General features: G+C 69.1%; 17 protein-coding genes. 7 read left to right on the top strand and 10 right to left on the bottom strand.

Annotated features, from left to right (window positions below; translation table 11 throughout):
- Positions 1-9: 9 nt before the first annotated feature.
- A complete protein-coding gene (locus AAFF32_RS01510; protein ID WP_342316248.1) occupies positions 10-747 on the bottom strand; it encodes a tetratricopeptide repeat protein in 738 nt (245 codons plus the stop codon).
- Positions 748-861: 114 nt separating this feature from the next.
- Between AAFF32_RS01510 and AAFF32_RS01505 the strand changes: the two genes are divergently transcribed.
- Positions 862-2,196 carry an amidohydrolase family protein gene (locus AAFF32_RS01505; protein ID WP_342316247.1) on the top strand — a complete coding sequence of 445 codons (1,335 nt, stop codon included), beginning with the start codon at positions 862-864 and terminating at the stop codon, positions 2,194-2,196.
- A 418-nt stretch (positions 2,197-2,614) separates the two neighbouring features.
- Here AAFF32_RS01505 and AAFF32_RS01500 read toward each other — a convergent pair whose 3' ends face one another.
- The 3 genes from AAFF32_RS01500 to AAFF32_RS01490 all read right to left on the bottom strand — a co-directional run bounded on the left by AAFF32_RS01500 (position 2,615) and on the right by AAFF32_RS01490 (position 7,261).
- Positions 2,615-4,501, bottom strand: coding sequence for an ATP-binding protein (locus AAFF32_RS01500; RefSeq protein WP_342316246.1), 1,887 nt, complete (start codon positions 4,499-4,501; stop codon positions 2,615-2,617).
- Entirely contained in the window at positions 4,498-5,205 is a 708-nt protein-coding gene (locus AAFF32_RS01495) for a response regulator (RefSeq protein WP_216965573.1), read from the bottom strand. Before AAFF32_RS01495 ends, AAFF32_RS01500 begins: the two co-directional genes overlap by 4 nt.
- A gap of 400 nt (positions 5,206-5,605) precedes the next feature.
- On the bottom strand, positions 5,606-7,261 hold the full coding sequence (locus AAFF32_RS01490; protein WP_216965575.1) for a hypothetical protein: 1,656 nt from the start codon (positions 7,259-7,261) through the stop codon (positions 5,606-5,608).
- Positions 7,262-7,450: 189 nt separating this feature from the next.
- Between AAFF32_RS01490 and ppc the strand changes: the two genes are divergently transcribed.
- The 5 genes from ppc (at position 7,451) to fghA (ending at position 14,162) form a co-directional block, all read left to right on the top strand.
- Positions 7,451-10,195 carry a phosphoenolpyruvate carboxylase gene (ppc, locus tag AAFF32_RS01485; RefSeq protein WP_342316245.1) on the top strand — a complete coding sequence of 915 codons (2,745 nt, stop codon included), beginning with the start codon at positions 7,451-7,453 and terminating at the stop codon, positions 10,193-10,195.
- A gap of 897 nt (positions 10,196-11,092) precedes the next feature.
- On the top strand, positions 11,093-11,659 hold the full coding sequence (locus AAFF32_RS01480) for a DUF4136 domain-containing protein (RefSeq protein ID WP_216965579.1): 567 nt from the start codon (positions 11,093-11,095) through the stop codon (positions 11,657-11,659).
- 129 nt (positions 11,660-11,788) lie between these two features.
- Positions 11,789-12,064, top strand: a complete 276-nt coding sequence (gene frmR, locus AAFF32_RS01475; protein WP_216965581.1) for a formaldehyde-responsive transcriptional repressor FrmR — start codon at positions 11,789-11,791, stop codon at positions 12,062-12,064.
- Positions 12,065-12,113: 49 nt separating this feature from the next.
- A complete protein-coding gene (locus tag AAFF32_RS01470; RefSeq protein WP_216965583.1) occupies positions 12,114-13,238 on the top strand; it encodes an S-(hydroxymethyl)glutathione dehydrogenase/class III alcohol dehydrogenase in 1,125 nt (374 codons plus the stop codon).
- 93 nt (positions 13,239-13,331) lie between these two features.
- Positions 13,332-14,162 (top strand): S-formylglutathione hydrolase, encoded by an 831-nt coding sequence (gene fghA, locus AAFF32_RS01465; protein ID WP_342316244.1) that lies wholly within the window; start codon positions 13,332-13,334, stop codon positions 14,160-14,162.
- 243 nt (positions 14,163-14,405) lie between these two features.
- Here the strand turns inward: fghA and AAFF32_RS01460 are convergent, their stop codons facing one another.
- The 6 genes from AAFF32_RS01460 to AAFF32_RS01435 form a co-directional block, all read right to left on the bottom strand.
- Positions 14,406-14,750: a hypothetical protein gene (locus AAFF32_RS01460; RefSeq protein ID WP_342316243.1), complete on the bottom strand. Its 345-nt coding sequence runs from the start codon at positions 14,748-14,750 to the stop codon at positions 14,406-14,408.
- An 81-nt stretch (positions 14,751-14,831) separates the two neighbouring features.
- A complete protein-coding gene (locus tag AAFF32_RS01455; protein ID WP_342316242.1) occupies positions 14,832-15,779 on the bottom strand; it encodes a DegV family protein in 948 nt (315 codons plus the stop codon).
- Positions 15,780-15,879: 100 nt separating this feature from the next.
- Positions 15,880-16,527: a 2-hydroxychromene-2-carboxylate isomerase gene (locus AAFF32_RS01450; RefSeq protein WP_216965591.1), complete on the bottom strand. Its 648-nt coding sequence runs from the start codon at positions 16,525-16,527 to the stop codon at positions 15,880-15,882.
- 10 nt (positions 16,528-16,537) lie between these two features.
- Positions 16,538-16,945 (bottom strand): DUF1761 domain-containing protein, encoded by a 408-nt coding sequence (locus AAFF32_RS01445; protein WP_216965593.1) that lies wholly within the window; start codon positions 16,943-16,945, stop codon positions 16,538-16,540.
- A gap of 242 nt (positions 16,946-17,187) precedes the next feature.
- Positions 17,188-18,468, bottom strand: a complete 1,281-nt coding sequence (locus tag AAFF32_RS01440; RefSeq protein ID WP_254200995.1) for an amidohydrolase family protein — start codon at positions 18,466-18,468, stop codon at positions 17,188-17,190.
- Between the two features lie 131 nt (positions 18,469-18,599).
- A complete protein-coding gene (locus tag AAFF32_RS01435; RefSeq protein WP_216965595.1) occupies positions 18,600-20,051 on the bottom strand; it encodes an amidohydrolase in 1,452 nt (483 codons plus the stop codon).
- Between the two features lie 235 nt (positions 20,052-20,286).
- Here AAFF32_RS01435 and AAFF32_RS01430 point away from each other — a divergent pair, with 235 nt between their 5' ends.
- Positions 20,287-21,063: an AMP nucleosidase gene (locus AAFF32_RS01430; protein WP_216965597.1), complete on the top strand. Its 777-nt coding sequence runs from the start codon at positions 20,287-20,289 to the stop codon at positions 21,061-21,063.
- The last annotated feature ends 7 nt before the right edge of the window (positions 21,064-21,070 follow it).

The following is a 21,070-nucleotide window of genomic DNA, read 5'->3' as shown; positions in this document are numbered from 1 at the left end:
GGCGCCCGCTCAGCGCGCGCCGATGCGCTCCAGACGCTTGAGGTAGTCACGGTTCATGCGGCGCGCATAGGCCGGCAGGCGCTTGGCCTTGCGCAGCGCTTCGTCGCGCAGGCGGATGGCCGCGTCGGTCTCGCCCCAGCCTGCGAGTGTTTCAGCGTAGAACGCGTGCGCTTCGAAGCCGCCGAAATAGCCCACGAGCGTGTCGAATTCATGGCGTGCCTTGTCGCGATGGCCTTCGGCCGCGAGGGCGCGTGCGTACAGCAGGTGACCGGCGGGCGAGCGGAAATCCGGCTTGCGCTGGATCAGGTCGTCCAGGCGCCGCCGTGCATCGCCCGCGCGTCCGGATTCCAACTGCGCGCGCGCCACGCGAACCTGCAAATCCGGGTCGTCCGCATAGAGGCCGCGCAGTGCTGCCTCGTAATGCGTCATGGCGTCCTCGGCGCGGCCCGCTTCGATCAGCGCGTCCGCCAGGCGCACGCGATTGTCGGTCGTGGCCGCCGTTTCGAAAGCGTCCTGGGCCGCGCGAAGTTCGCGCGTGGGATCGAGCCGGCGCTGCACGCCCTGGACGACCTGCCGGCCGGCATGGCTGTGACGCCATTCCGGGAGCCAGATGGCGACGGCGTACACCACGCTGCCCAGCATCGGGAACGCGAACAGGATGAAGAGCCAGTAGCGCTCCTGCCCGCTGCGCACGGCATGCACGGCGAAGCAAAGCGCGATGGCGACATGCACTCCCAGGAACGGCATCGATCGAGTCTCCCCCACGGACCGGCGGAGTGTCGCGCAGTCGCCGCGTCCGCGCCAGCGCTCAATTTTCCCGAACGCGATAGCATCCCCGCGTCCACCACCCGGAGTCTGCGCATGCGTTCAGTCGTATGGGGTCTTGTGTTGGGATTGCTTGGCGCCGCGTCCGCGCACGCCGGGCCGATCACCGCGCTGGTCGGCGGCACATTGGTCGACGGCACGCTGCGCGAGCCGATCCGCGACAGCGTGATCCTGATCGAGGGCGAGCGGATCACCGCCGTGGGTACCGTCGACACACTGCCGGTGCCGGCGGGCGCGAAGGTCATCTCCACCGAAGGCATGACCGTGCTGCCCGGCCTGTGGGACATGCACGTCCACCTGATGATCAACGGCCACGCCGACTACGACTATTGGGACCGCACCTACCCGCCGCGCCTGCGCAACGAGATCATGCCGGCCTCGGCATTGCAGCTGCTGCACGCGGGCGTGACCGGCGCACGCGATCTCGGCGGGCCGCTGGAGGACAGCATCGCCGTGCGCGATGCGATCAACGCCGGGAAGATCCCGGGCCCGACGTTGTTCGTCTCCGGCCCCTTCATCCAGAAGAAACCGTACCCCGGCACCGAACTGTTCCGCTGGGGCGTGGACTCGCCGGGCGACGCGCGCGCAAAGGTGCGCCGACTCGCCCAGGCCGGCGTGGACGTGGTCAAGCTCATCGACCAGGACCAGATGAGCGACGCCGAAGTGCAGGCGATCGTCGACGAAGCCCACAAGCACAAGCTGCCCGTGGTCGCGCATGCGCACCGGCCGGAGGAAATCCGCCGCGCGCTCAAGGCCGGCGTGGATTGTTTCGAACACACCGGCCTGGCCGCGTCGCCCGAATACCCGGAGGACATCGTCGCCGCGCTGCGCGAGCGCACCGCGAACATGGCCGCCGGCCCGCTGTTCTGGACGCCGACGATCGAGGGGCTCTACAACTTCCCCTACACGGTGAAGAACCACGAGTTCATCGACGCCGACGCGTGGCACGAAGGCCTGTCGCCGGACACCGTGGCCGACATCAAGCGCTCGCTCGCGCACCCGGAGCGCATTTCCTACTTCCAGCAGACGCCGCAGCGCTGGCCGACGCTCAAGCGCAAGTTCCAGCAGCTGCGCGATTCGGGCGTGCTGTTGCTGGTGGGCACCGATTCGGGCATTCCGATGAAGTTCCACAGCGGCAGCACCTGGAACGAGCTGGACGTGTGGGTGAACCAGCTCGGCGTGCCGCCCATCGACGCGATCCGTGCGGCGACCTACTGGCCGGCGGTGGCGATGAAGGCCGACAAGGATTACGGCAGCGTGGTCGAGGGCAAGTACGCGGACATCATCGCGGTGAAGGGCGATGTGCTGAAGCAGGTGGCGTTGCTGCAGCGGGTGGACGTGGTGGTCAAGCATGGGGTGCAGGTGAAGTGAGTGATGTCATGGCTACTGGCCGTCATTGCGCTTCACTCGTCCGCTTCACTGTCGTCCCGCTCCACTGCCTTGCGACACATCACCGTGGTCCCGCTTCACTGTCTTGCGACACATCACCGTCATCCCGGCGAAGGCCGGGATCCAGGCCCATAGCGTTCGGGCACTCCCTGACAGGCGACCCACATCTCGTCATTCCAGCGAAAGCTGGAATCCATTTTGCCTCTGCTCTTCAGGGCAATAGGTAGAAGCGAAGAGCGAAAATGGATTCCAGCTTTCGCTGGAATGACGTGGCGTGCGATGACGTGACGTGATGTTTTGGATGGGGTGACAGCCTGGATCCCGGCCTTCGCCGGGATGACGGTGTGTGGGAGAGCAGCACGTCCACCGCAACACACGGTCAGGCTGCTGCAGCACGACCTCACCCCACCGCCACCCGCGACGCACTCCGCGGCGAACGCACCGCGCACGGCAGCGTCACCGTCACGCGCAGGCCGCCTTCGCTGCGGTTGATCAGATGGATGTCGCCGCCGTGCGCGAGCGCGATGCTGCGCGCGGTGGCCAGGCCCAGTCCGATGCCGCCGGTTTCGCGGTTGCGCGAAGTCTCGCCGCGCACGAAGGGCATGAACAGCTGCTCGCTGCGGTTCGCATCCACGCCGGGGCCGTCGTCGTCGATGTGCAGCGCATAGCCTTCGGCGTCGGTGTGCAGCGACAGGCGCGCGCTCTGGCCGTACTTGAGCGCGTTGTCCACCAGGTTGCCGACCATGCGCCGCAGCGCAAGCGGGTCGCCGCGCAGCGGCGCCGGGGCGCCGTCGGTGAGCGCGACCGCGTTGCCCACGTCGGCCAGGTCGTCCACCACGCTCTCCACCAGCAGGCGCAGGTCGAGGCGTTCGCGCGTGCCGTTGCGGTGCTGTTCGCGGATGAACTCCAGCGCCGCTTCGATCATCTGCGACATCTCGGCGATGTCCGCCGTCGCCTTCTCGCGTGCGTCGGCCGGCAGGCCGTCGAGACGGAACGACAGCCGCGCCAGCGGCGTGCGCAGGTCGTGCGCGATCGCCGCCACCATCTGCGTGCGCTCGCGCACCAGGCGGTTGATGCGCGCCTGCATTGCGTTGAACGACGCGGCCGCACGGACGATTTCCGCCGGGCCTTCCAACGGCACCGGCGGCCCGTCGGCATCCTGGCCCATGTGGTCGGCGGCGGCGGCGAAGCGGCGGATCGGGCCGGCCAGCGCGCGGGAGAACCACCACGCCAACGGCAGCAGTGCGATCAGGCCCATCGCGAACATCAGCGCGAACGCGCGGCCGATCCCGACGCCGGACTCCACGCGTTCGACCACCCGCCAGCGGCCGTCGGCCAGGCGCGCGGCGGCGACGAAGGCGAACGACAGGTGCGAGTCGGCGCGCCAGGGACGCTCGCGCAGGGCCGGGCCGGTGAGCATCTCCGGTTCGCCCACGCGCACCACGAGGGCCTCCGGATCATCGCGCACCGGCGCAGGTGTGGCCGCCACCGGTGCCGGTGCCGTCGCGGTCGTCGCAGGCGATGGCGCGGGCGCCTCCGGGTGGGCGGGCGACACGTGCACGTAGGGCGGCATGTACTGGCGCAGGTACGCGGTGGACGGATCCGGCGTGCGCGTGGGGTAGGGCTCGAGGCTTTCGCTGGCGATCGGCGCGGAGGCCGTCGGTGGCGGACTTTCGGCGGCGCTGGACGACGTCGCCACCGTGGCGACCGCCGTCGTCGCGGTGGCGACACGGCGACGTTCCTCGCGACGGGCACGAATCCGGTCGGCGGTGAAATCCGGCCGATCGCGATACCGGATGTGCAGCGGCGCATCCGGCGTGGCGCGACGCGTGTCGCGCGGCAGCGCGTGCGCGCCGGGCGGTGCGGGGCGGTCGAGCGTCTGCGCGGTCGCGCGGGGAATCATCAGGTCGAGCATGTCGCCGCCGGTCAACGGTACCGTCGGTGTCACGACGATGCGCCGGAACGGCGGCAGCATGTTCGGACCGGCGATGTAGAAGCGCACGCGGTCCTCGGGCACCTCCAGCCACTGCGCCAGCAGCGTGCGCAGCGGCGGCGGACTGAGGTAGCCGGATTCGACCTGCGGCGGCGCATCGACCTCGCGCACCTGCAGCAGCGGATTGCCTGAAGGCATGCGCGAAGACAGCAGCGCGACCACTTCCGACATGCGCACCGCCGGCGGCGGTTCGCGCAATGCGAGCAGGGCGATGCCGATGCCGTACGCCACCGCCAGTGCCGCCAGCAGCAGCAGGAAGGTGCGCGCGAAGATCGGAAGCCCTTGCCAGTTCACAGGCGTGTCACCGCCGGCAGCAGCATGTAACCCTCGTTGCGCACGGTGCGGATGAGTTCGCTGTGGCCGCGTTCGTTGATCTTGCGGCGCAGGCGGCTGATCTGGCTGTCGATCGCGCGGTCGAACACCTCACTGTCGCGGCCGCGCGCGCAGTCAAGCAACTGGTCGCGGCTGAGCACGCGTTGCGGGTGCTCGACGAAGGCGTGCAGCAGCGAGAACTCCCCGTCGGACAGGTTGATGTAGGTGCCGTTGGGATCGCGCAGGGCGCGACGCACCACGTCCAGATGCCAGCCGGCGAACTCGTAGCGATGGCCGCTGGCCGCATCGGCCGCCAGTTGCCGGCGGCGCAGCACGGCGCGCACGCGGGCGAGCAGCTCGCGCGGGTTGCAGGGCTTGGCCAGGTAGTCGTCCGCGCCGATCTCCAGGCCGATGATGCGATCGGTGTCGGTGCCCAGCGCGCTGAGCATGATCAGCGCCGGCCCGCGTTCGGAGGTCAGCCGGCGCGCGGCGCTGAGGCCGTCCTCGCCGGGCATCATCACGTCCAGGATCACCAGGTCGGGGCGTTGCTCGTCCAGCACGCGGCGCATCTGTGCGGCGTCTTCGGCCGTTTCCACGCGGTAGCCGTGTTCGGTCAGGAAGCCGGAAATGAGCCGGCGGAGATCGGGGTCGTCGTCGACGACCAGGAGGAGCGACTGCAGATCCATGCCACCAACGACGAAAGGGCGTTGCGGAGTGTAGGCAGGCGGCGGGCCGGTTGTGTCAACCGCCTCGGGGCGGGCCCGGAAAAGAAAATGCCGCCGCCGGGGGATCGCCGGACAGCGGCAACGGGACACATGGGTCCACGACTCGTACTGATCCTGACCAGCCGATGTTGTCGGCCGATGCCGGTTTGTGTCAGGGCTGACAAGAATGGGCCGGGGGGCAGGACAGGGGCGGGGGACGGTCCAGGCTGTCATCCCCGCCTTCGCGGGGATGACGGCTTCCGGAGCAAGGGCCCCTTCGAACGCCGGCTCACAAGAAGCGATGGGGCCGGCGCACTCCCGTGCCCCGGTGCCCCCTGTCCCCTCTACGCTCGTCGGGCAGAGGGGAGGCGCGAGCCGGCGATCAGAACCGCGACGCCACCAGCTTCACATCGGCCCACTGCCACGCGGCCGCCTGGCGGCGTTCGCTGTCCGCCGCGGCGTCCTTCTGCTTGAGCTTCTTCTGCGCCTGCGCCAGGCCATGGAGCGACCAGCCGTTTTCCGGGAAGCGCTTGAGGTCTTCCTCGTACACGGCGACGGCTTCCTTCGCACGGCCCGCGTCCAGCAGCGCCGCGCCCAGGTACGGACGCACCGGCAACGGCCAGTCGGGCGGTTCGTTGTAGTTGAGCAGGTCTTCGGCGGCCACCGCCTTGCGCAGGTAGTCCAGGCCCGCCTTGGTCTGCCGGGTCGACAGCGCGAGTTCGCCCGCCAGCATGTTCTGCGCGACATCCAGCACGCGGTCGGCGCGGTTGATGTCGAACAGCACCACCTTCTCCATCGCCGGGTCCTTGGCGATGGCCTGCAGCGCCTTCAGTTCCTTGCGCGCCTGCTCCGGCTTGTCGGTGCGCACGAACGCCATGCCGCGGGCGAAGTGCCAGATCGCGCGCGGGAAGGCCACCTGCGACGGCGGCTCGGCCTGCGCGAGGATCGCGTCCCACTCGCCGAAACGCACCCGCGCGAACAGCGGCGCGACGAGGAACTGCTGCATGAAGGCCATCGCCTCCAGCTGCTGCGGGTCCACGCGCTGCGCGGTCTGGTCGGCCGCTTCGATCGCCAGCGTGCGCGAACCGTGCAGCGCCGCGGTCATCGCCGCGAAATGCCAGTTGTGCGGCACGTAGCCCAGCGGATAGGCGCCGTTGCTGCCGCGACAGACCGCGAGGAAGGCCTTGTCGGCGGTGCTCGCGGCGAGGTTGCTCAGCGTCGCGTCGTGGTAGCGGCCCACGCGGATGTAGACGTGCGCGGGCATGTGCACCAGGTGTCCCGAACCGGGCGCGAGCGCGGCGAGGCGGTCGGCGTAGGGCTCGGCGCGTTCGGGCTGATTCGAGGCTTCCACGGCATGGATGTAGTAGTGCGCCGCGCCGATGTGGCGCGGGTTGCGCTTGAGCACCGTCTCCAGCGTGCCGACGATCGCGTCGGTGTACTGCGTCGGCTGGCCCTGCGCGTTCCAGTACGCCCACGGCGTGAGGTCCATCAGCGATTCGGCGTACAGCGCGGCGATGTCGTCGTCGTCGGGGAACTGCTGGTGCGCTTCGCCCATCGCCTGCGCATAGGCCTGGTCGAGCGGTGCGCGGTCGGTCGGCGCGGGCGTGATGTAGCGCTTGGTGAGCGCGGTGATCAGCGCCTGGTCGGCGGGCTTCGCGTTGGCCGAAAGATGCTGCGCGCGCAGCGCGAGCGTGGTCGCGTCGGCGGCCAGGTCGGGCGACATCGGCAGGTTGATGTTGGGTCCCAGCACCAGCGCCTGGCCCCAGGCGCACATCGCGCATTTGGGGTCGAGCCGTTCGGCTTCGGCGAAGGCGCGCGCGGCGGCTTCGTGGTTGAAGCCGTAGGCCAGGCGCAGGCCCTGGTCGAAGTAGCGCTGCGCCTCTGGCACGCGCGTGCCGATGTCGCGGTGCAGGTCGCCGAAGGTGTCGAACAGGGGCGGCGCGGTCTCCTGTGCGGCGTCCTGGCGCGCGGGCGCGTGGCACGCGGCCAGTGACAGGCTCAGTACGGCAAGACCGAGAAGGCGGTGCAGTGGCGCCATGGTGGAACGCTCCGGCTCGAAAGGGGCATCAGGAAAAACAACGCGGCCAGCGGCAGGGGGCGGTCAGGAGTATGGCCGCGGCGGCGGATGCCGGACGCACCGACGGGCGGCTCGCGGCCCCCGGGGCGTCGCTTCGTTGCGCCTGAAACCGTCGCGCCACCCCATGTTGCAGTGCGGTAGGCTCGCGGGATGACCCGACAACCCGTGCCTGCCGCCGAGTCCGCCGAAGAACCGCTGCGCGTCGTCGATTTCGCTCCGCACGACGCCCTCCTGCGCGAAGACGTGAAAACCGTGGGCGCGCTCGTCGGCGACATCCTTGCCGAGCAGCGTGGCCCGCAGTTCCTCGCCGAGGTCGAGACACTGCGCCGCGCCGCGATCCGCCGTCGCGAGTCGAACGCGCCGGTGGGCGAACTCGCACAGGCGCTGGCGGGCGTCGAACTCGAACACGCCGGCGACCTGGTGCGCGCCTTCGCCACTTACTTCCAAGCGGTGAACGTCGCCGAGCGCGTGCACCGCATCCGCCGCCGCCGCGATTACGAACGCCAGGGCGCGAGCCGCCAGCCGGGCGGCCTGCGCGATGTGCTCGCCACGCTGGCCGCGCAGGGCGTGAGCCTGGAGGAAGTGGTCGCGCTGCTGCAGCGATTGCGGATCGAGCCGGTGTTCACCGCGCATCCGACCGAAGCCGTGCGTCGCGCGCTGCTGGAAAAGGAACGGCAGATCGTCACCTGCCTGATCGACGACATCGACCGCACGCGCACACCGTACGAACACCGCGCCGACCTGGAACGCATGCGCCTGGCGCTCACCGCCAGCTGGCAGACCGCCGAAACGCCGCCGGTGAAGCCCAGCGTCGCCGACGAGTTCGAACACGTGGGCTTCTACCTGTCCGACGTGCTGTACCGCGTGCTGCCGGTGTTTTACGAGCTGTTCGAGGACGCGCTGCGCGAGACGTACGGCGAGCACGTCGCGATGCCCGCCGTGGTCGGCTTCGGCACCTGGGTCGGCGGCGACATGGACGGCAATCCGAACGTCGGCGCGGACACCATCGCCGCTTCGCTCGCCGGGCAGCGTTCGCTGGTGCTGGGGGCATATCGACAGGAAGTCGCGGCGCTGGGCGAGCTGTTGAGTCAGTCGCTGGGACGCATCGGCGTGGCGGAGACGGTGCTCGCGCGCATCGAGGAATACCGCTACCTGCTGCCCAAGGCCGCCGCCGCGCTGAAGCCGCGCCACGCCGACATGCCGTATCGCAACCTGCTGGCATTGATCGCCGCGCGCCTGCGCGCGACGACGGAGGACCACGTCAACGGTTATCCCGACGCCGCCGCCTTCCTGGCCGACATCCGGATGATCGAGGACAGCCTGCGCACGCACCAGGGCGAACACGCCGGTGGGCATGCGGTGCGGCGCCTGCGCCGGCGCGCGGAGTGCTTCGGCTTCCATCTGGCCAGCCTGGACCTGCGCCAGGATTCGGCCACGCACGACGCCGCGCTCGCCGAAGTGCTGGGCGATGCGCAGTGGGAATCGCGCACGCGCGAGGAGCGGGCGCAGCGGCTGCATCACCTGCTCGACGGCAGCGAACCGGTGCGAGGCGTCGGCAACGGCACCGCGCGGCCGACGCTGGATGTGTTCCGCGCCGTCGCACGCCTGCGCCCGCGCTACGGCGCGCACGCGTTCGGGCCCTACATCGTCAGCATGAGCCGCAGCGCGGCCGACGCGCTGGCCGTGCTCGCGCTGGCGCGCGTGGCCGGTTGCATCGACAGCGAAGGCCGCGTGCCGCTGGACGTGGCACCGCTGTTCGAAACCGTGGACGACCTCGACGCTGCCAGCGACACGCTGCACGCGCTGTTCGCCGATCCCGTGTACCGCCGGCACCTGGCGGCGCGCGGCAACCGCCAGGTGGTGATGCTGGGCTACTCCGACAGTGCGAAGGACGGCGGCATGCTCGCCTCGCGCTGGGCGCTGCAGCGCACGCAGATCGCGCTGACCGAACTGGCGCGCGAGAGCGGCGTGCGCATCGCCTTCTTCCACGGCCGCGGCGGTTCGATCAGCCGCGGTGGCGGCAAGACCGAGCGCGCGGTGATCGCCGCGCCGCGCGGTTCGGTGGACGGCTACCTGCGCCTGACCGAGCAAGGCGAGGTGATCCACCGCAAGTACGGCATCCGCGCGATCGCGCTGCGCAATCTCGAACAGGCCACCGGCGCGGTGTTGCGTGCGACGCTGCGACCGCGTCCGCCGGAGCCGCGCGAGGAGACCTGGCGTGCGATCGCGGGCGAACTGGCCCGCGACGCGCGCGCGCACTACCGCGCGCTGGTGCACGAGAACCCGGAGTTCCCGGCTTATTTCCGCGCGGCGACGCCGATCGACGTGATCGAGCGCCTGCGCATCGGCTCGCGTCCGAGCAAGCGTGCCGGCAGCGGCGACGTGGGATCGCTGCGCGCGATTCCGTGGGTGTTCGCGTGGTCGCAGAACCGCGCCGGGCTGACCGCGTGGTACGGCGTCGGCACCGCGTTGACGAAGGCGCTGGACACGCACGGCCGCGACACGCTGACCGAGATGGCGCGTGACTGGCCCTTCTTCGGCACGCTCATCGACGACCTGGAGATGATGCTGGCCAAGTCCGACCCGGGCATTTTCGAGCAGTACTCGCGCCTGGCGGGCGAACTGCACGAGCGCTTCCACCCCGGCATCGCGGCCGAGTTCGAACGCACGCGCGCGGCGGTGCTGGCGATCAAGGGCAGCGACGAGCTGCTGGCCGGCGACTACCGGCTGCGCCAGTCGATCCGCCTGCGAAATCCGTACGTCGACCCGATCAGCGTGTTGCAGGTGGACCTGCTGGCCCGCTGGCGCGAAGCCGGCCGGCCGGACGATGCGCTGTACCAGGCGCTGGTGGCTACGGTGAACGGCATCTCGGCAGGGATACAGAACACGGGGTGAGGCAGGCCGCTTACGCGGCACTGCCGCGTGGCCTGCCGAACGGCCGGCCACGGATGGCCGGACCGGGCGATCCGGAGCCGGTGCCGGTTCGCCATGGATGGCAGCCATGCACTTATCGCAGTGAGCACTGCCGCGTGGCCTGCCGAACGGCCGGCCAGGGATGGCCGGACCGGGCGACCCGGAGCCGGTGCCGGTTCGCCATGGATGGCAGCCATGCACTGATCGCAGCGAGCACTGCCGCGTGGCCTGCCGAACGGCCGGCCAGGGATGGCCGGACCGGGCGATCCGGAGCCGGTGCCGGTTCGCCATGGATGGCAGCCATGCACTGATCGCAGCGAGCACTGCCGCGTGGCCTGCCGAACGGCCGGCCACGGATGGCCGGACCGGGCGATCCGGAGCCGGTGCCGGTTCGCCATGGATGGCAGCCATGCACTGATCGCAGCGAGCACTGCCGCGTGGCCTGCCGAACGGCCGGCCACGGATGGCCGGACCGGGCGATCCGGAGCCGGTGCCGGGTCGCCATGGATGGCAGCCATGCACTGATCGCAGCGAGCACTGCCGCGTGGCCTGGCACGCAGAACGCCCTCTCCCCTTGCGGGAGAGGGACAGGCTCGCGAAGCGAGCCAGGGAGAGGGGTGCGGCCGCTGTAAGAGCACGCGCTTCGCGCGCCCCGCTTCCGGCGCTTCGTGCCACCTTCTCAGCCCTGCACTCCCTTCGGTCGCCGCGAGGGGAGAAGGGAAAAAGCACCCGCACCCGCAACTCAAACCGCACCGAACCGCACAGGCACCGCACCACCCCCGGCCCCACCTGAACCATTCAGCAAACCTCGCAACGCTTCACGCTTCCCGACACCCTTCGGGCGTATCTTCAAGCTCGCCGTCACCGTGGGAGTCGGCCATGAAACTCGCCCTTACGATCCTCTGCACCGCCGCTCTGTTCGGCGGTTGCGCGACCACGCCGGCCGTCTTCACCGACTACGACCCGGGCGTGAACTTCGGCCAGTACCAGACCTATCGCTGGACGCAGCGGCCGGAAGGCTTCTCGCCGTTGCATTCGCAGCGCCTTGTCGCCGCCGTCGACGCCAAGTTGCGCGAGCGCGGCTGGACGCAGTCGACCAACGCGCAGGTCACCCTCGCCGGCACCATCGTCACCGAGCGGCGCATGCGCGTGGACACCTGGAACAACGGCCCGATGTGGGGCGGCTGGGGCTGGGGCGGTTGCTGCTGGGGCCCGGGCTGGGGTGCGTGGGGCGGCTTCAACACCACCACCACCGTGCGCGACTACACCTACGGGACCCTCGTGCTCGACATGTTCGATGCGCAGACCCAGCGGCCGCTGTGGCGCGGCATCGCCATGGGCACCGTACCCGACTCGCCGATCGCGCAGACCAACGCGATGCAGCTGAGCGTGGACCGCATGTTCGCGCAGTTCCCGCCGGCCGCGATGGCGCAGCAGATGCCCTGAGAAAGGTGCGCGGCATCCACATCCAGGCGCGCTGACCGGCCTGCCCGCGCATGGGGAGGGATGCCTGTCGTCCGTCCGACATGCTCGTTTGTCTATACTCCACCCCAGTACCCATCCGCCGGACCGACCGTGCCCCATTCGCCTGAAGAAAAAAAGCGCGTGCAGGCCCGTATCCGGCGGATCAAGGGCCAGGCCGATGCGCTGGAGCGCGCGCTGGAAGCCGGTGCCGATTGCGGTGCCGTGCTGCAGCAGATCGCCGCGATCCGCGGCGCCGTCAACGGGCTGATGTCCGAAGTCCTTCAGGCGCACATCCGCGAGGAGTTCGGTCAGATCGCCACGTCGGCGCAGCAGCGTTCCGCGCGCGTGACGGAGCTGGCGGGTCTGGTCCGTTCCTATCTGAAGTGATGGCGCCCGCCATCGCCCCACACCGCATTTCCCCCTTCCAGGAGTCGCCATGAAATCCCGTGCCGCCGTCGCCTTCGCCGCAGGCGAGCCCTTGCAGATCGTCGAGATCGACGTCGCACCGCCCAAGGCCGGCGAAGTGCTGGTGAAGATCACCCACACCGGCGTGTGCCACACCGATGCATTCACCCTCAGCGGCGACGATCCGGAAGGGCTGTTCCCGGTGGTGCTCGGGCACGAAGGCGCGGGCGTCGTGGTGGAGGTGGGCGAGGGCGTCACCAGCGTCAAGCCGGGCGACCACGTCATTCCGCTCTACACCGCCGAGTGCGGGCAGTGCCTGTTCTGCAAGTCGGGCAAGACCAACCTGTGCACGTCGGTGCGCGCCACGCAGGGCAAGGGCGTGATGCCCGACGGCACCTCGCGCTTCTCCTACAACGGCCAGCCGCTGTACCACTACATGGGCTGCTCGACCTTCAGCGAATACACGGTCGTCGCCGAAGTCTCGCTGGCGAAGATCAACCCCGAAGCCAATCCCGAACACGTCTGCCTGCTCGGCTGCGGCGTCACCACCGGCATCGGCGCGGTGCACAACACGGCGAAGGTGCAGGAAGGCGATTCGGTGGCGGTGTTCGGCCTGGGCGGCATCGGCCTGGCGGTGATCCAGGGCGCGCGGCAGGCGAAGGCCGGCCGCATCATCGCGGTAGACACCAATCCCGGAAAGTTCGAACTCGCGCAACAGATGGGCGCCACCGATTGCGTCAACCCGAAGGATCACGACAAGCCCATCCAGCAGGTGATCGTGGAGATGACCGGCTGGGGCGTGGACCACTCCTTCGAATGCATCGGCAACGTCAACGTGATGCGCGCGGCGCTGGAATGCGCGCATCGCGGCTGGGGGCAGTCGGTGATCATCGGCGTGGCCGGCGCGGGGCAGGAGATCAGCACGCGTCCGTTCCAGCTGGTCACCGGCCGCAAGTGGATGGGCACGGCCTTCGGCGGCGTTAAGGGCCGCAGCCAGTTGCCGGGCATGGTCGAGGACGCGATGCGCGGCGACATCCAGCTGGCGCCGTTCGTCACGCACACGATGGGGCTGGAGCACATCAACGAAGCCTTCGATCTGATGCATGAGGGCAAGTCGATCCGTTCGGTGATCCATTACGAAAGCCGGGATTCGTGATTCGGGATTCGGGATTGGCAAAGGCACGCCCTCGTCCGTCCCGCCCCCCACATCGAATCCCGAATCCCGCATCTCCAATCCCGGACATCACCCATGCAACGCATCGAACACCGCGCCTGCTTCGGCGGCTGGCAGCACGTTTACCGGCACGCTTCGTCCACGCTCGACTGCGAGACGAGCTTCGGCGTCTACCTGCCACCGCAGGCGGAGCAGCGCTCGTGCCCGGTGCTGTACTGGCTCAGCGGGCTCACCTGCACCGAGCAGAACTTCATCACCAAGGCCGGCGCGCAGCGCTACGCGGCCGAGCACGGCGTGATCCTGGTCGCGCCCGACACGAGTCCGCGCGGCCCCGGCGTGGCGGATGCGGAAGGCTATGACCTGGGCATCGGCGCCGGCTTCTACGTCAACGCGACGCAGGCGCCGTGGTCGAAGCATTACCGCATGTTCGACTACGTATCGCGCGAGCTTCCCGACCTGATCGAAGCGCAGTTTCCGGCGACGAAGGCGCGCGCCATCAGCGGGCATTCGATGGGCGGGCACGGTGCGCTGGTCGTCGCGCTGAAGAACCCGGGGCGTTACCGCAGCGTGTCGGCGTTCTCGCCGATCGTCGCGCCGAGCCAGGTGCCATGGGGGCAGAAGGCGTTCGCCGCGTACCTGGGCGAGGATCGCCAGGCGTGGACGCAGTGGGATGCGACGGAGCTGGTCGCCCATGCATCCGAACGACTGCCGCTGCTGGTCGATCAGGGCGAGGCCGACGAATTCCTCGCCACGCAGCTGCAACCGCAGCGCCTGAGCGAAGCCTGCGAGGCAGCGGACCATCCCATCGATCTGCGCCTGCGGGCCGGTTACGACCACAGCTATTACTTCATCGCCAGCTTCATCGGCGAGCACGTCGCGCATCATGCGGCGGCGTTGAAGGGCTGATTGCGGGCAGCGCCTTGCAGCTGTCATCCCCGCCTTCGCGGGGATGACGATCCGATGGTTCGCCGTGATGGGGGTGCCCGTGCGCTGCGGGCCTGGATCCCGGCCTTCGCCGGGATGACGGATCTGAAATGCTGTCGCCGAATCCCGAATCCCGAATCCCGAATCCCGAATCCCGAATCCCGAATCCCGAATCCCGAATCCCGAATCCCGAATCCCGAATCCCGAATCCCGAATCCCGAATCCCTACGCCGACGTCACATCCCGCAGTTCCCACGCACTCCCCGCCAGCCAGCGCAGGCGCTGGCGCAGCAGCTCGCCGGGCAGGCCGGTGGTCGCGACCAGGTCGATGTGCAGATCGTCCTGTTCGCCGCGCACGACCGCGTTGGGATCGGTGGCGCCCAGTGAGGGTTCGACCGCATCCGGATCGTCCTGCTTCGCCTTCCACCGTTCGAACAGCGAAGGTTCGCGCAACGCGGCTTCGAGCTGTTCGGCGAAGCCTTCGGCACTGACCGCGGTGAACGACAGCGACGGATCGGCGCCGCGTGCACGCTTCGCATCGGGAAGTCGGATGTAGTAACGGGCGGCCATCTCGGAACTCCTGGGTGTTTCACCCGAGTGTAGGTGCCGCCCGCCGTGGGTCGCGTGAACGCTGGCCGTCACCGGCGAACATCACCCCGTGAACTTCTGTCCTTCTGCCGCGAAGCCCACCACCACCGCACCCTTGCCGACGTTGACCATGCCGGTCAGGCTCATCACGCTTTCGAACAACTCGACGTTGTTCGACGCGCACGCATCGCGCAGGCGTTCGTAGCCGGGCAGCACGCGCAGGCCTTCCAGCTCGCCGCCGTAGCTCAGGCACATCGTCGGGGTGAGCAGTTCGTTGCGCTCCACGCGATGCGCGGCATGCTCGAACAACTTCTGCACCGCCGGCTCGAAGCCCTTGATCTTCGCCACCGGGCCGGTTTCGCCGCGGTTGGCGTGCAGGATCGGCTTGATGTCCAGCGCGCTGCCCAGCGCGGCGCTGAGGAAGCCGACGCTGCGGTCGCCCTTGGCGCGCGCGCGGTTGCGCAGGTAGTACAGATCCGGCGGCACCATGTAGCCCTGCGTGTGCAACGCCAGGTGCTCCAGGCGCGCGCGGATCTTCGGCGCGCCTTCGCCCGCGGAGCGCAGGCGGATCGCCTCCACTGCCGTGATGCCCTGCGCGGCGAACAGGTTCTGCGTGTCGATCACGCGCAACGCGAACGGCGTCGCGTTGCCGGCCGCGGCGCGCACGGGCTTGTAGTCGTTGAGGATCGCGAAACTCGCCTGCTGTGCGTTGTCGAAGATCGGACTGCGCGTCTTGGTGATCGTCATGCAGAAGACGTAGTCGTAGTCGATCACCAGCCGCTGCAGGAACAGGTCCTGGATCTGCTGGACCGTGTACGGCATGGTCTGCGCTTCGTGGCCGCGTTCGGCGACGTGCGCATGCAGGAATTCGAGCGTGGCTTGCTCGTCGCGGTGATCGGCGAGGACGGCTTCGCCAATGCGCACGGTGATCGGCAGCACGGTGACCTCGTGCTGTTCGAGATACTGCAAAGGCAGGTCGCAGGCGGAATCGACGACGAGTCCGATGCGCATGGTTCCCCTCCCGGAAAAAGCGCTGGCTTTCGAAGTGTGACGGCCAGCATAACCTGTTCGAGACGGATGTCCGTGCGGCGGCGCCGCATGACGCTGCGCGTCAGCGTCGGCGCTGCAATCCCACCGGGAGTTCGCTCAACCGGCGCATTTCCTCGTCCTGCAGAACGGCCGGGTCGTGCAATGCGGCCAGGGCGAAGTCGAAGGCGTCGTTGCCCCAGAACAGCTCGCCGCCGATGGAGAGCGTCGGCACGCCGTAGACGCCGGCGGCGATCGCGGCGTCGGTGTTGGCGCGCAGCGCGGCCTTGGTGGCGTCGGCTTCCAGCGCGTCGGCGGGGACGTCAAGCGCGGCCATCAGCGGCACCAGTGCCTCGACGCTGTCGCCGGCGCGGCCGTGGTTCCACAGCCAATCGAAGACCGAATCCACGGCCTCGGGCGTATCGCCGGCGGCGATGCTCAGGCGCAGCGCGGCCAGCGGGTTGAACGGATGCGTCGGCGGAAAGCGCAGCGGCACGCCGGCCTGCCGCGCCAGCCACAGCACGTGCCGGTAGGTGAACTCGCGTTTGCCGGGGATCTCCGCCGGGCCCTTCTGCCCGCACGCGTCCAGCACCGCGGCGAAGACGATCGGCACCAGCCGCACCGGCGGCTCGCCGGCGTTCTCGCGTTCGCGCAGCAGCGGCTTCAGGCGCTGCCACTGCAGGTACGAGAACGGCGAGATGAAATCGAAGTACCAGACCAGCGGCGCGGTCATCGCGGTGCCCTCAGCGCCACGCGCCCAGGATCAGCCCGTACAGGCTGAACTGCACGATGTGGTAGCCGGCGTCGATCATCCACAGCTTCAGGCTGCGCTGGGCGAAGGCGTAGTTGATGCCGAAGCTCATCGCCACGAAGAACAGGCCGGTGACGAAACCCAGCCCGAAGCCTTGCACGGCCGTGAAGCCGGGCGGCAGTGACGCGCCGAAGATCAGCGCCGCCAGCAGGCTGCACACGAACGCGACGGCGAAGATGCGTGCCGGATGCGAAGGCGCAGAGTCGGGATCGATGCCGGCCTCCCGGCACCACGCACGCTTGAACAGCGGCCCGTACCAGATGCCGCCCAGGACGAAGGCGGACACGGCGGCGGCGATCACCGCAAGCCAGTTGAGGTCGATGTGCGGAAGCGAAGGCATGGGCGGTCCCCGGGAATGGCGGGCGCGGTGCGTGCCCGTGGTGGGCAGCATAAGCCCCGGAAGTTCGCCGGTCTCCTTCTCGTGCCCGAAGAGCCCGCCCTGGACTTGGTCCAGGGGCGGATGAGGGGAAACGAAGCGGCAGCCCTGAAATCACGGTGCCCTACCGCACCGCAGATTTTGCCTTCGTCACTCCGTTGCCCCTCACCCCAACCCCTCTCCCGATGGGAGAGGGGCTTGAAGCTTCAGCGACCCTGCGCCGGATACGCCCGCGGCAAGCCGCCTTCCGCCGCCGGTGTGCCGGTGCGCAGGTAGCGGTCGCGCAGTTCGGTCTGGCGACTGCGCATCGGGATCGCGCGGCCGTCCATCCACACCTGCATGGCGACGGTGTTCACTTCCAGCGGATCGCCGCTCCACAGCACCAGGTCCGCGCGCTTGCCCGGAGCGATGGTGCCGATGCGGTCGGCGACGCCGAACGTCTCCGCCGGCACACGCGTGAGGCCGGCAAGGCCGTCCTCCCACGACAAGCCGTTGGCGACCGCGTTGCCGGCCAGCTGGCGGATCTTGCGCGCGTTGTGCGAGGCATCGCCCGCCTGCGAGAAGCCCACCTGCACGCCCGCCGCGCGCAGCCGCGCCGCGTTTTCCATCGTCGCGCCGATCTGGTCGAAGTCCGACGGCAGATTCCCCAGTGGATTGACGAACACCGGCACCTTCGCGCTCGCCAGCATCGGCGCCACGCGCCAGGCCTCGGCGCCGCCGGCGATGGCCACGCGCACGTTGTGACGCTCCGACCAGCGCAGCAGCTGGCGGATGTCGGCGGCGCGATCCACCGCCACCACCACGCGACCGCCGCCGCCGATGTACCTGCCCAGCGCGGCGCGACCGGCCGGCGTCAGCAGCGCGGCGTTGGCGTCCGGCGGAATGCGCCCGCGCACCTCGTCGATCAACTGGTCCAGGATCATCCACTGCGCCGCGCGCGAATTGCCCGACAGCCCGGCCGCATCACCGCCGATGCGCAGGAACAGCTCGCGCGGCCCGATCGGATCGGCGCTGCCGTCCAGCCGCACCACGCCGCCCTGGCCCGCGACGATCGAACCGCCCGTCGCGGTGCCCGCGCCCAGCAGCGTCCAGCCGATGCCCTCGATGCGCGTCACCGGAATCAGGATCGAATCCGGATTGAAGGCCAGCGTCACGTCGAACTCCGGCCGCACCGTCATCTGCTTGGTGTCGGCGCCCAGTGCGAGCGTGTCGTCGACGGTGGCCTTCTCGCCGGAGACTTCCTCCAGCCCGATCTCGGTGATGCCGCCGAACAGCGTCGGCGTCACCGGCTTGCCCTGCGCGTCGATCACCTGCGCGCCGGCCGGCGCGGAAAGCCCCGTGCCGACGGCGCGGATCGTGCCGCCGGAGACCAGTACGTCGGCGTTCTTCAACGTGCCCTGCGCGCCGGCGGTGTGCACGGTCGCGTTGCGGATCAGCAGTTCCTGCGCACCGGCGGACATCGACGCCAGCAGCAGGCCGATCAGCAGGAAGCTGCGGCCGGAGGAATGGAAGTACGACCAGCCGGCCTCGCGTTCGCAGCAGGCCAGGTCGAACGTGTCGGTCGGGCGGTTGTGCCGCGAGCGACCCAGCTGGATGAAGCGTGTATCGATGAAGCGCCTCACTGGACACCTCCGTTGGCAGCGGCGCCCTGGCCGATCATGAAGTCCGACACCGGCTGGCGCGAACGGTCGTTGCGGTCGAACACGCGCGCGCCGTCGATGTAGACCTGCTCGGCGTGGGCGTAGACGCTGAAGGGATTGCCGTTCCAGACGACCACGTCGGCCATCTTCCCGGCCTCCAGCGTGCCGGTCTTGTCGAGGATGCCCAGCGACTTGGCCGCGTTCTGCGTCATCCAGCGGATCGCCCGCTCCGGCGGGATGTCCATGCCGACCAACTGCGCATGGGCCATCACCTTCGCCGCTTCCTGGTTGAGGCGCTGGATGCCTTCCTCCGAATCCGAATGCACGATCGCGCAGCTGTTGGGCGGGCGGTCGACCAGGGCGAGGTTCTCCTGGATGCCGTCGAAGGCCTCCATCTTGAAGCCCCACCAGTCGGCCCACAGCGCGCCGCAGACGTTCTCGGCGGCGAGGCGGTCGGCCAGCTTGTAGGCCTCCACGCCGTGGTGGAACGCGGCGACCTTGAAGCCGAACTCCTTGGCGAGGTCGAGCATCACCGCCATCTCGTCGGCGCGGTAGCAGTGGATGTGCACCTGGATGTCGCCGTTGATCGCGCCGGCCAGCGTGTCCATCTTCAGGTCGCGCTTGCCGCCGGTGTCCTTCTCGCTGTCGGCGTTGCCGTTGGAGCTGGACCACCAGCGCTTCTTCTTCGGCTCGCCCTCGGCCGCCTTCTTGCCGCCGTTCTTGCGCAGGTACTCACTGGCGTCGATGAACGCCGCGCGGTAGCCGGCGACGTTGCCCATGCGCGTGGCCGGGCCGCTCTTCTGGCCGTAGACGCGCTTGGGGTTCTCGCCGCAGGCCATCTTCACGCCCCACGGCGCGCCGGGGAATTTCATCGCCTGGTACGTCGTGGCGGCAACGTTCTTCAACGTCACGCCGCGCCCGCCGACCAGATTGGCCGAGCCGGGCAGCACCTGCAGCGAGGTGATGCCGCCGGCCAGCGCGGTGGCGAAGCCCGGGTCCTGCGGCCAGATCGAATGCTCGGCCCAGACGTTGGAGGTCACCGCGCCGGTCATTTCATTGCCGTCGCTGTGCGCGCTGACGCCGGGACTCGGGTACACGCCCAGGTGCGAATGCACGTCGATCAGGCCCGGCGTCACCCACTTGCCGGTGCCGTCCACACGGGTCGCGCCGGCCGGGGCCTGCAGCGACGGCCCGACCGCGACGACCTTGCCGTCCTGCAGCAGCACGTCCGCGCCGTCGAGGCGCTGGCCGGTGCCGGTGAGCACGGTCGCGCCGGAAATGAGCACCGGCGCGGCGGCGATGCGCTGGTAGGTGCTGGGATACGGGTCCTCGATGAAGCGGGACTTGGAAGCGGTCGATCCGGACTCCGCGGCGTACGCGGAGCCGATCGACAGCACCGCGACGAGCGCGGCGGTCAAAGGTCGAAGCATGGATGTCCCCGGGGAAAGTGCGGCTCGTAACCTTCGCACCGTAGCCGCGGCGGCGGCGGGATGCCAACCCTGACGATGGTCATGGCGCTCGGGATTGGAGATTCGAGATTCCGGATTGGTGAATGCGGTCACGGAGGCGCACCTGCATCCTGACGCGCAGGCAGACGGCTACCTCTGCCTGCATTCGCGGCCGTATGCTTCTGCGAATCCCCATTCCCGAATCCCGAATCCCGCCATGAAAGACAAGGAACAGATCGTCGACAACTGGCTGCCGCGCTACACCGGCGTGCCGCTGGACCAGTTCGGCGAACACATCCTGCTGACCAACTTCGGCGGCTACGTCGGCAAGTTCGCCAGCATGACCGGCGCGCCCGTGGTCGGCATGGACCGTCCGATGCCCAGCTGCACGCACGACGGCATCACGATGATCAACTTCGGCATGGGCAGTCCCAATGCCGCGACCATCATGGACCTGCTCAGCGCGATCTCGCCCAAGGCCGTGCTGTTCCTGGGCAAGTGCGGCGGACTGAAGAAGAAGAACCTGCTGGGCGACCTGATCCTGCCGATCGCGGCGATCCGCGGCGAAGGCACCAGCGACGACTACCTGCCGCCGCAGGTGCCGGCACTGCCGGCGTTCGCGTTGCAGCGCGCGGTGTCGACGATGATTCGCGACCTCGGCCACGACTACTGGACCGGCACGGTCTACACGACCAACCGCCGCGTCTGGGAGCACGACGAAGCCTTCAAGGAGCGTCTGCGCGCGATGCGCTGCATGGCCATCGACATGGAGACTGCGACGATCTTCGCCGCCGGCTTCGCCAACCGTATTCCGTGCGGCGCGCTGCTGTTGGTGTCGGACCAGCCGATGATTCCCGAGGGCGTGAAGACCGAAGCGTCGGATGCGCGCGTCAGCGCCGACTATGTCGACAACCACATCAACGTCGGCATCGAAGCGCTGCGGCTGATCCGTCGCAACGGCAAGTCGGTGCGACACCTGCGCTTCGACGAATGACGCAAAA

It is taken from the genome of Lysobacter sp. FW306-1B-D06B (assembly GCF_038446665.1).
Taxonomy (GTDB): domain Bacteria; phylum Pseudomonadota; class Gammaproteobacteria; order Xanthomonadales; family Xanthomonadaceae; genus Lysobacter_J.
The sequence above is the reverse complement of the archived record's forward strand: the minus strand, read 5'-3'. Positions and strand labels throughout refer to the sequence as shown.

What these genes read in the sequence shown, in the direction of transcription:
- AAFF32_RS01510 (WP_342316248.1), bottom strand. Translation starts at nt 747, where the DNA reads ATGCCGTTCCTGGGAGTGCATGTCGCCATCGCGCTTTGCTTCGCCGTG.
- AAFF32_RS01505 (WP_342316247.1), top strand. Translation starts at nt 862, where the DNA reads ATGCGTTCAGTCGTATGGGGTCTTGTGTTGGGATTGCTTGGCGCCGCG.
- AAFF32_RS01495 (WP_216965573.1), bottom strand. Translation starts at nt 5,205, where the DNA reads ATGGATCTGCAGTCGCTCCTCCTGGTCGTCGACGACGACCCCGATCTC.
- AAFF32_RS01490 (WP_216965575.1), bottom strand. Translation starts at nt 7,261, where the DNA reads ATGGCGCCACTGCACCGCCTTCTCGGTCTTGCCGTACTGAGCCTGTCA.
- ppc (WP_342316245.1), top strand. Translation starts at nt 7,451, where the DNA reads ATGACCCGACAACCCGTGCCTGCCGCCGAGTCCGCCGAAGAACCGCTG.
- AAFF32_RS01480 (WP_216965579.1), top strand. Translation starts at nt 11,093, where the DNA reads ATGAAACTCGCCCTTACGATCCTCTGCACCGCCGCTCTGTTCGGCGGT.
- AAFF32_RS01470 (WP_216965583.1), top strand. Translation starts at nt 12,114, where the DNA reads ATGAAATCCCGTGCCGCCGTCGCCTTCGCCGCAGGCGAGCCCTTGCAG.
- fghA (WP_342316244.1), top strand. Translation starts at nt 13,332, where the DNA reads ATGCAACGCATCGAACACCGCGCCTGCTTCGGCGGCTGGCAGCACGTT.
- AAFF32_RS01460 (WP_342316243.1), bottom strand. Translation starts at nt 14,750, where the DNA reads ATGGCCGCCCGTTACTACATCCGACTTCCCGATGCGAAGCGTGCACGC.
- AAFF32_RS01455 (WP_342316242.1), bottom strand. Translation starts at nt 15,779, where the DNA reads ATGCGCATCGGACTCGTCGTCGATTCCGCCTGCGACCTGCCTTTGCAG.
- AAFF32_RS01450 (WP_216965591.1), bottom strand. Translation starts at nt 16,527, where the DNA reads ATGACCGCGCCGCTGGTCTGGTACTTCGATTTCATCTCGCCGTTCTCG.
- AAFF32_RS01445 (WP_216965593.1), bottom strand. Translation starts at nt 16,945, where the DNA reads ATGCCTTCGCTTCCGCACATCGACCTCAACTGGCTTGCGGTGATCGCC.
- AAFF32_RS01435 (WP_216965595.1), bottom strand. Translation starts at nt 20,051, where the DNA reads ATGCTTCGACCTTTGACCGCCGCGCTCGTCGCGGTGCTGTCGATCGGC.
- AAFF32_RS01430 (WP_216965597.1), top strand. Translation starts at nt 20,287, where the DNA reads ATGAAAGACAAGGAACAGATCGTCGACAACTGGCTGCCGCGCTACACC.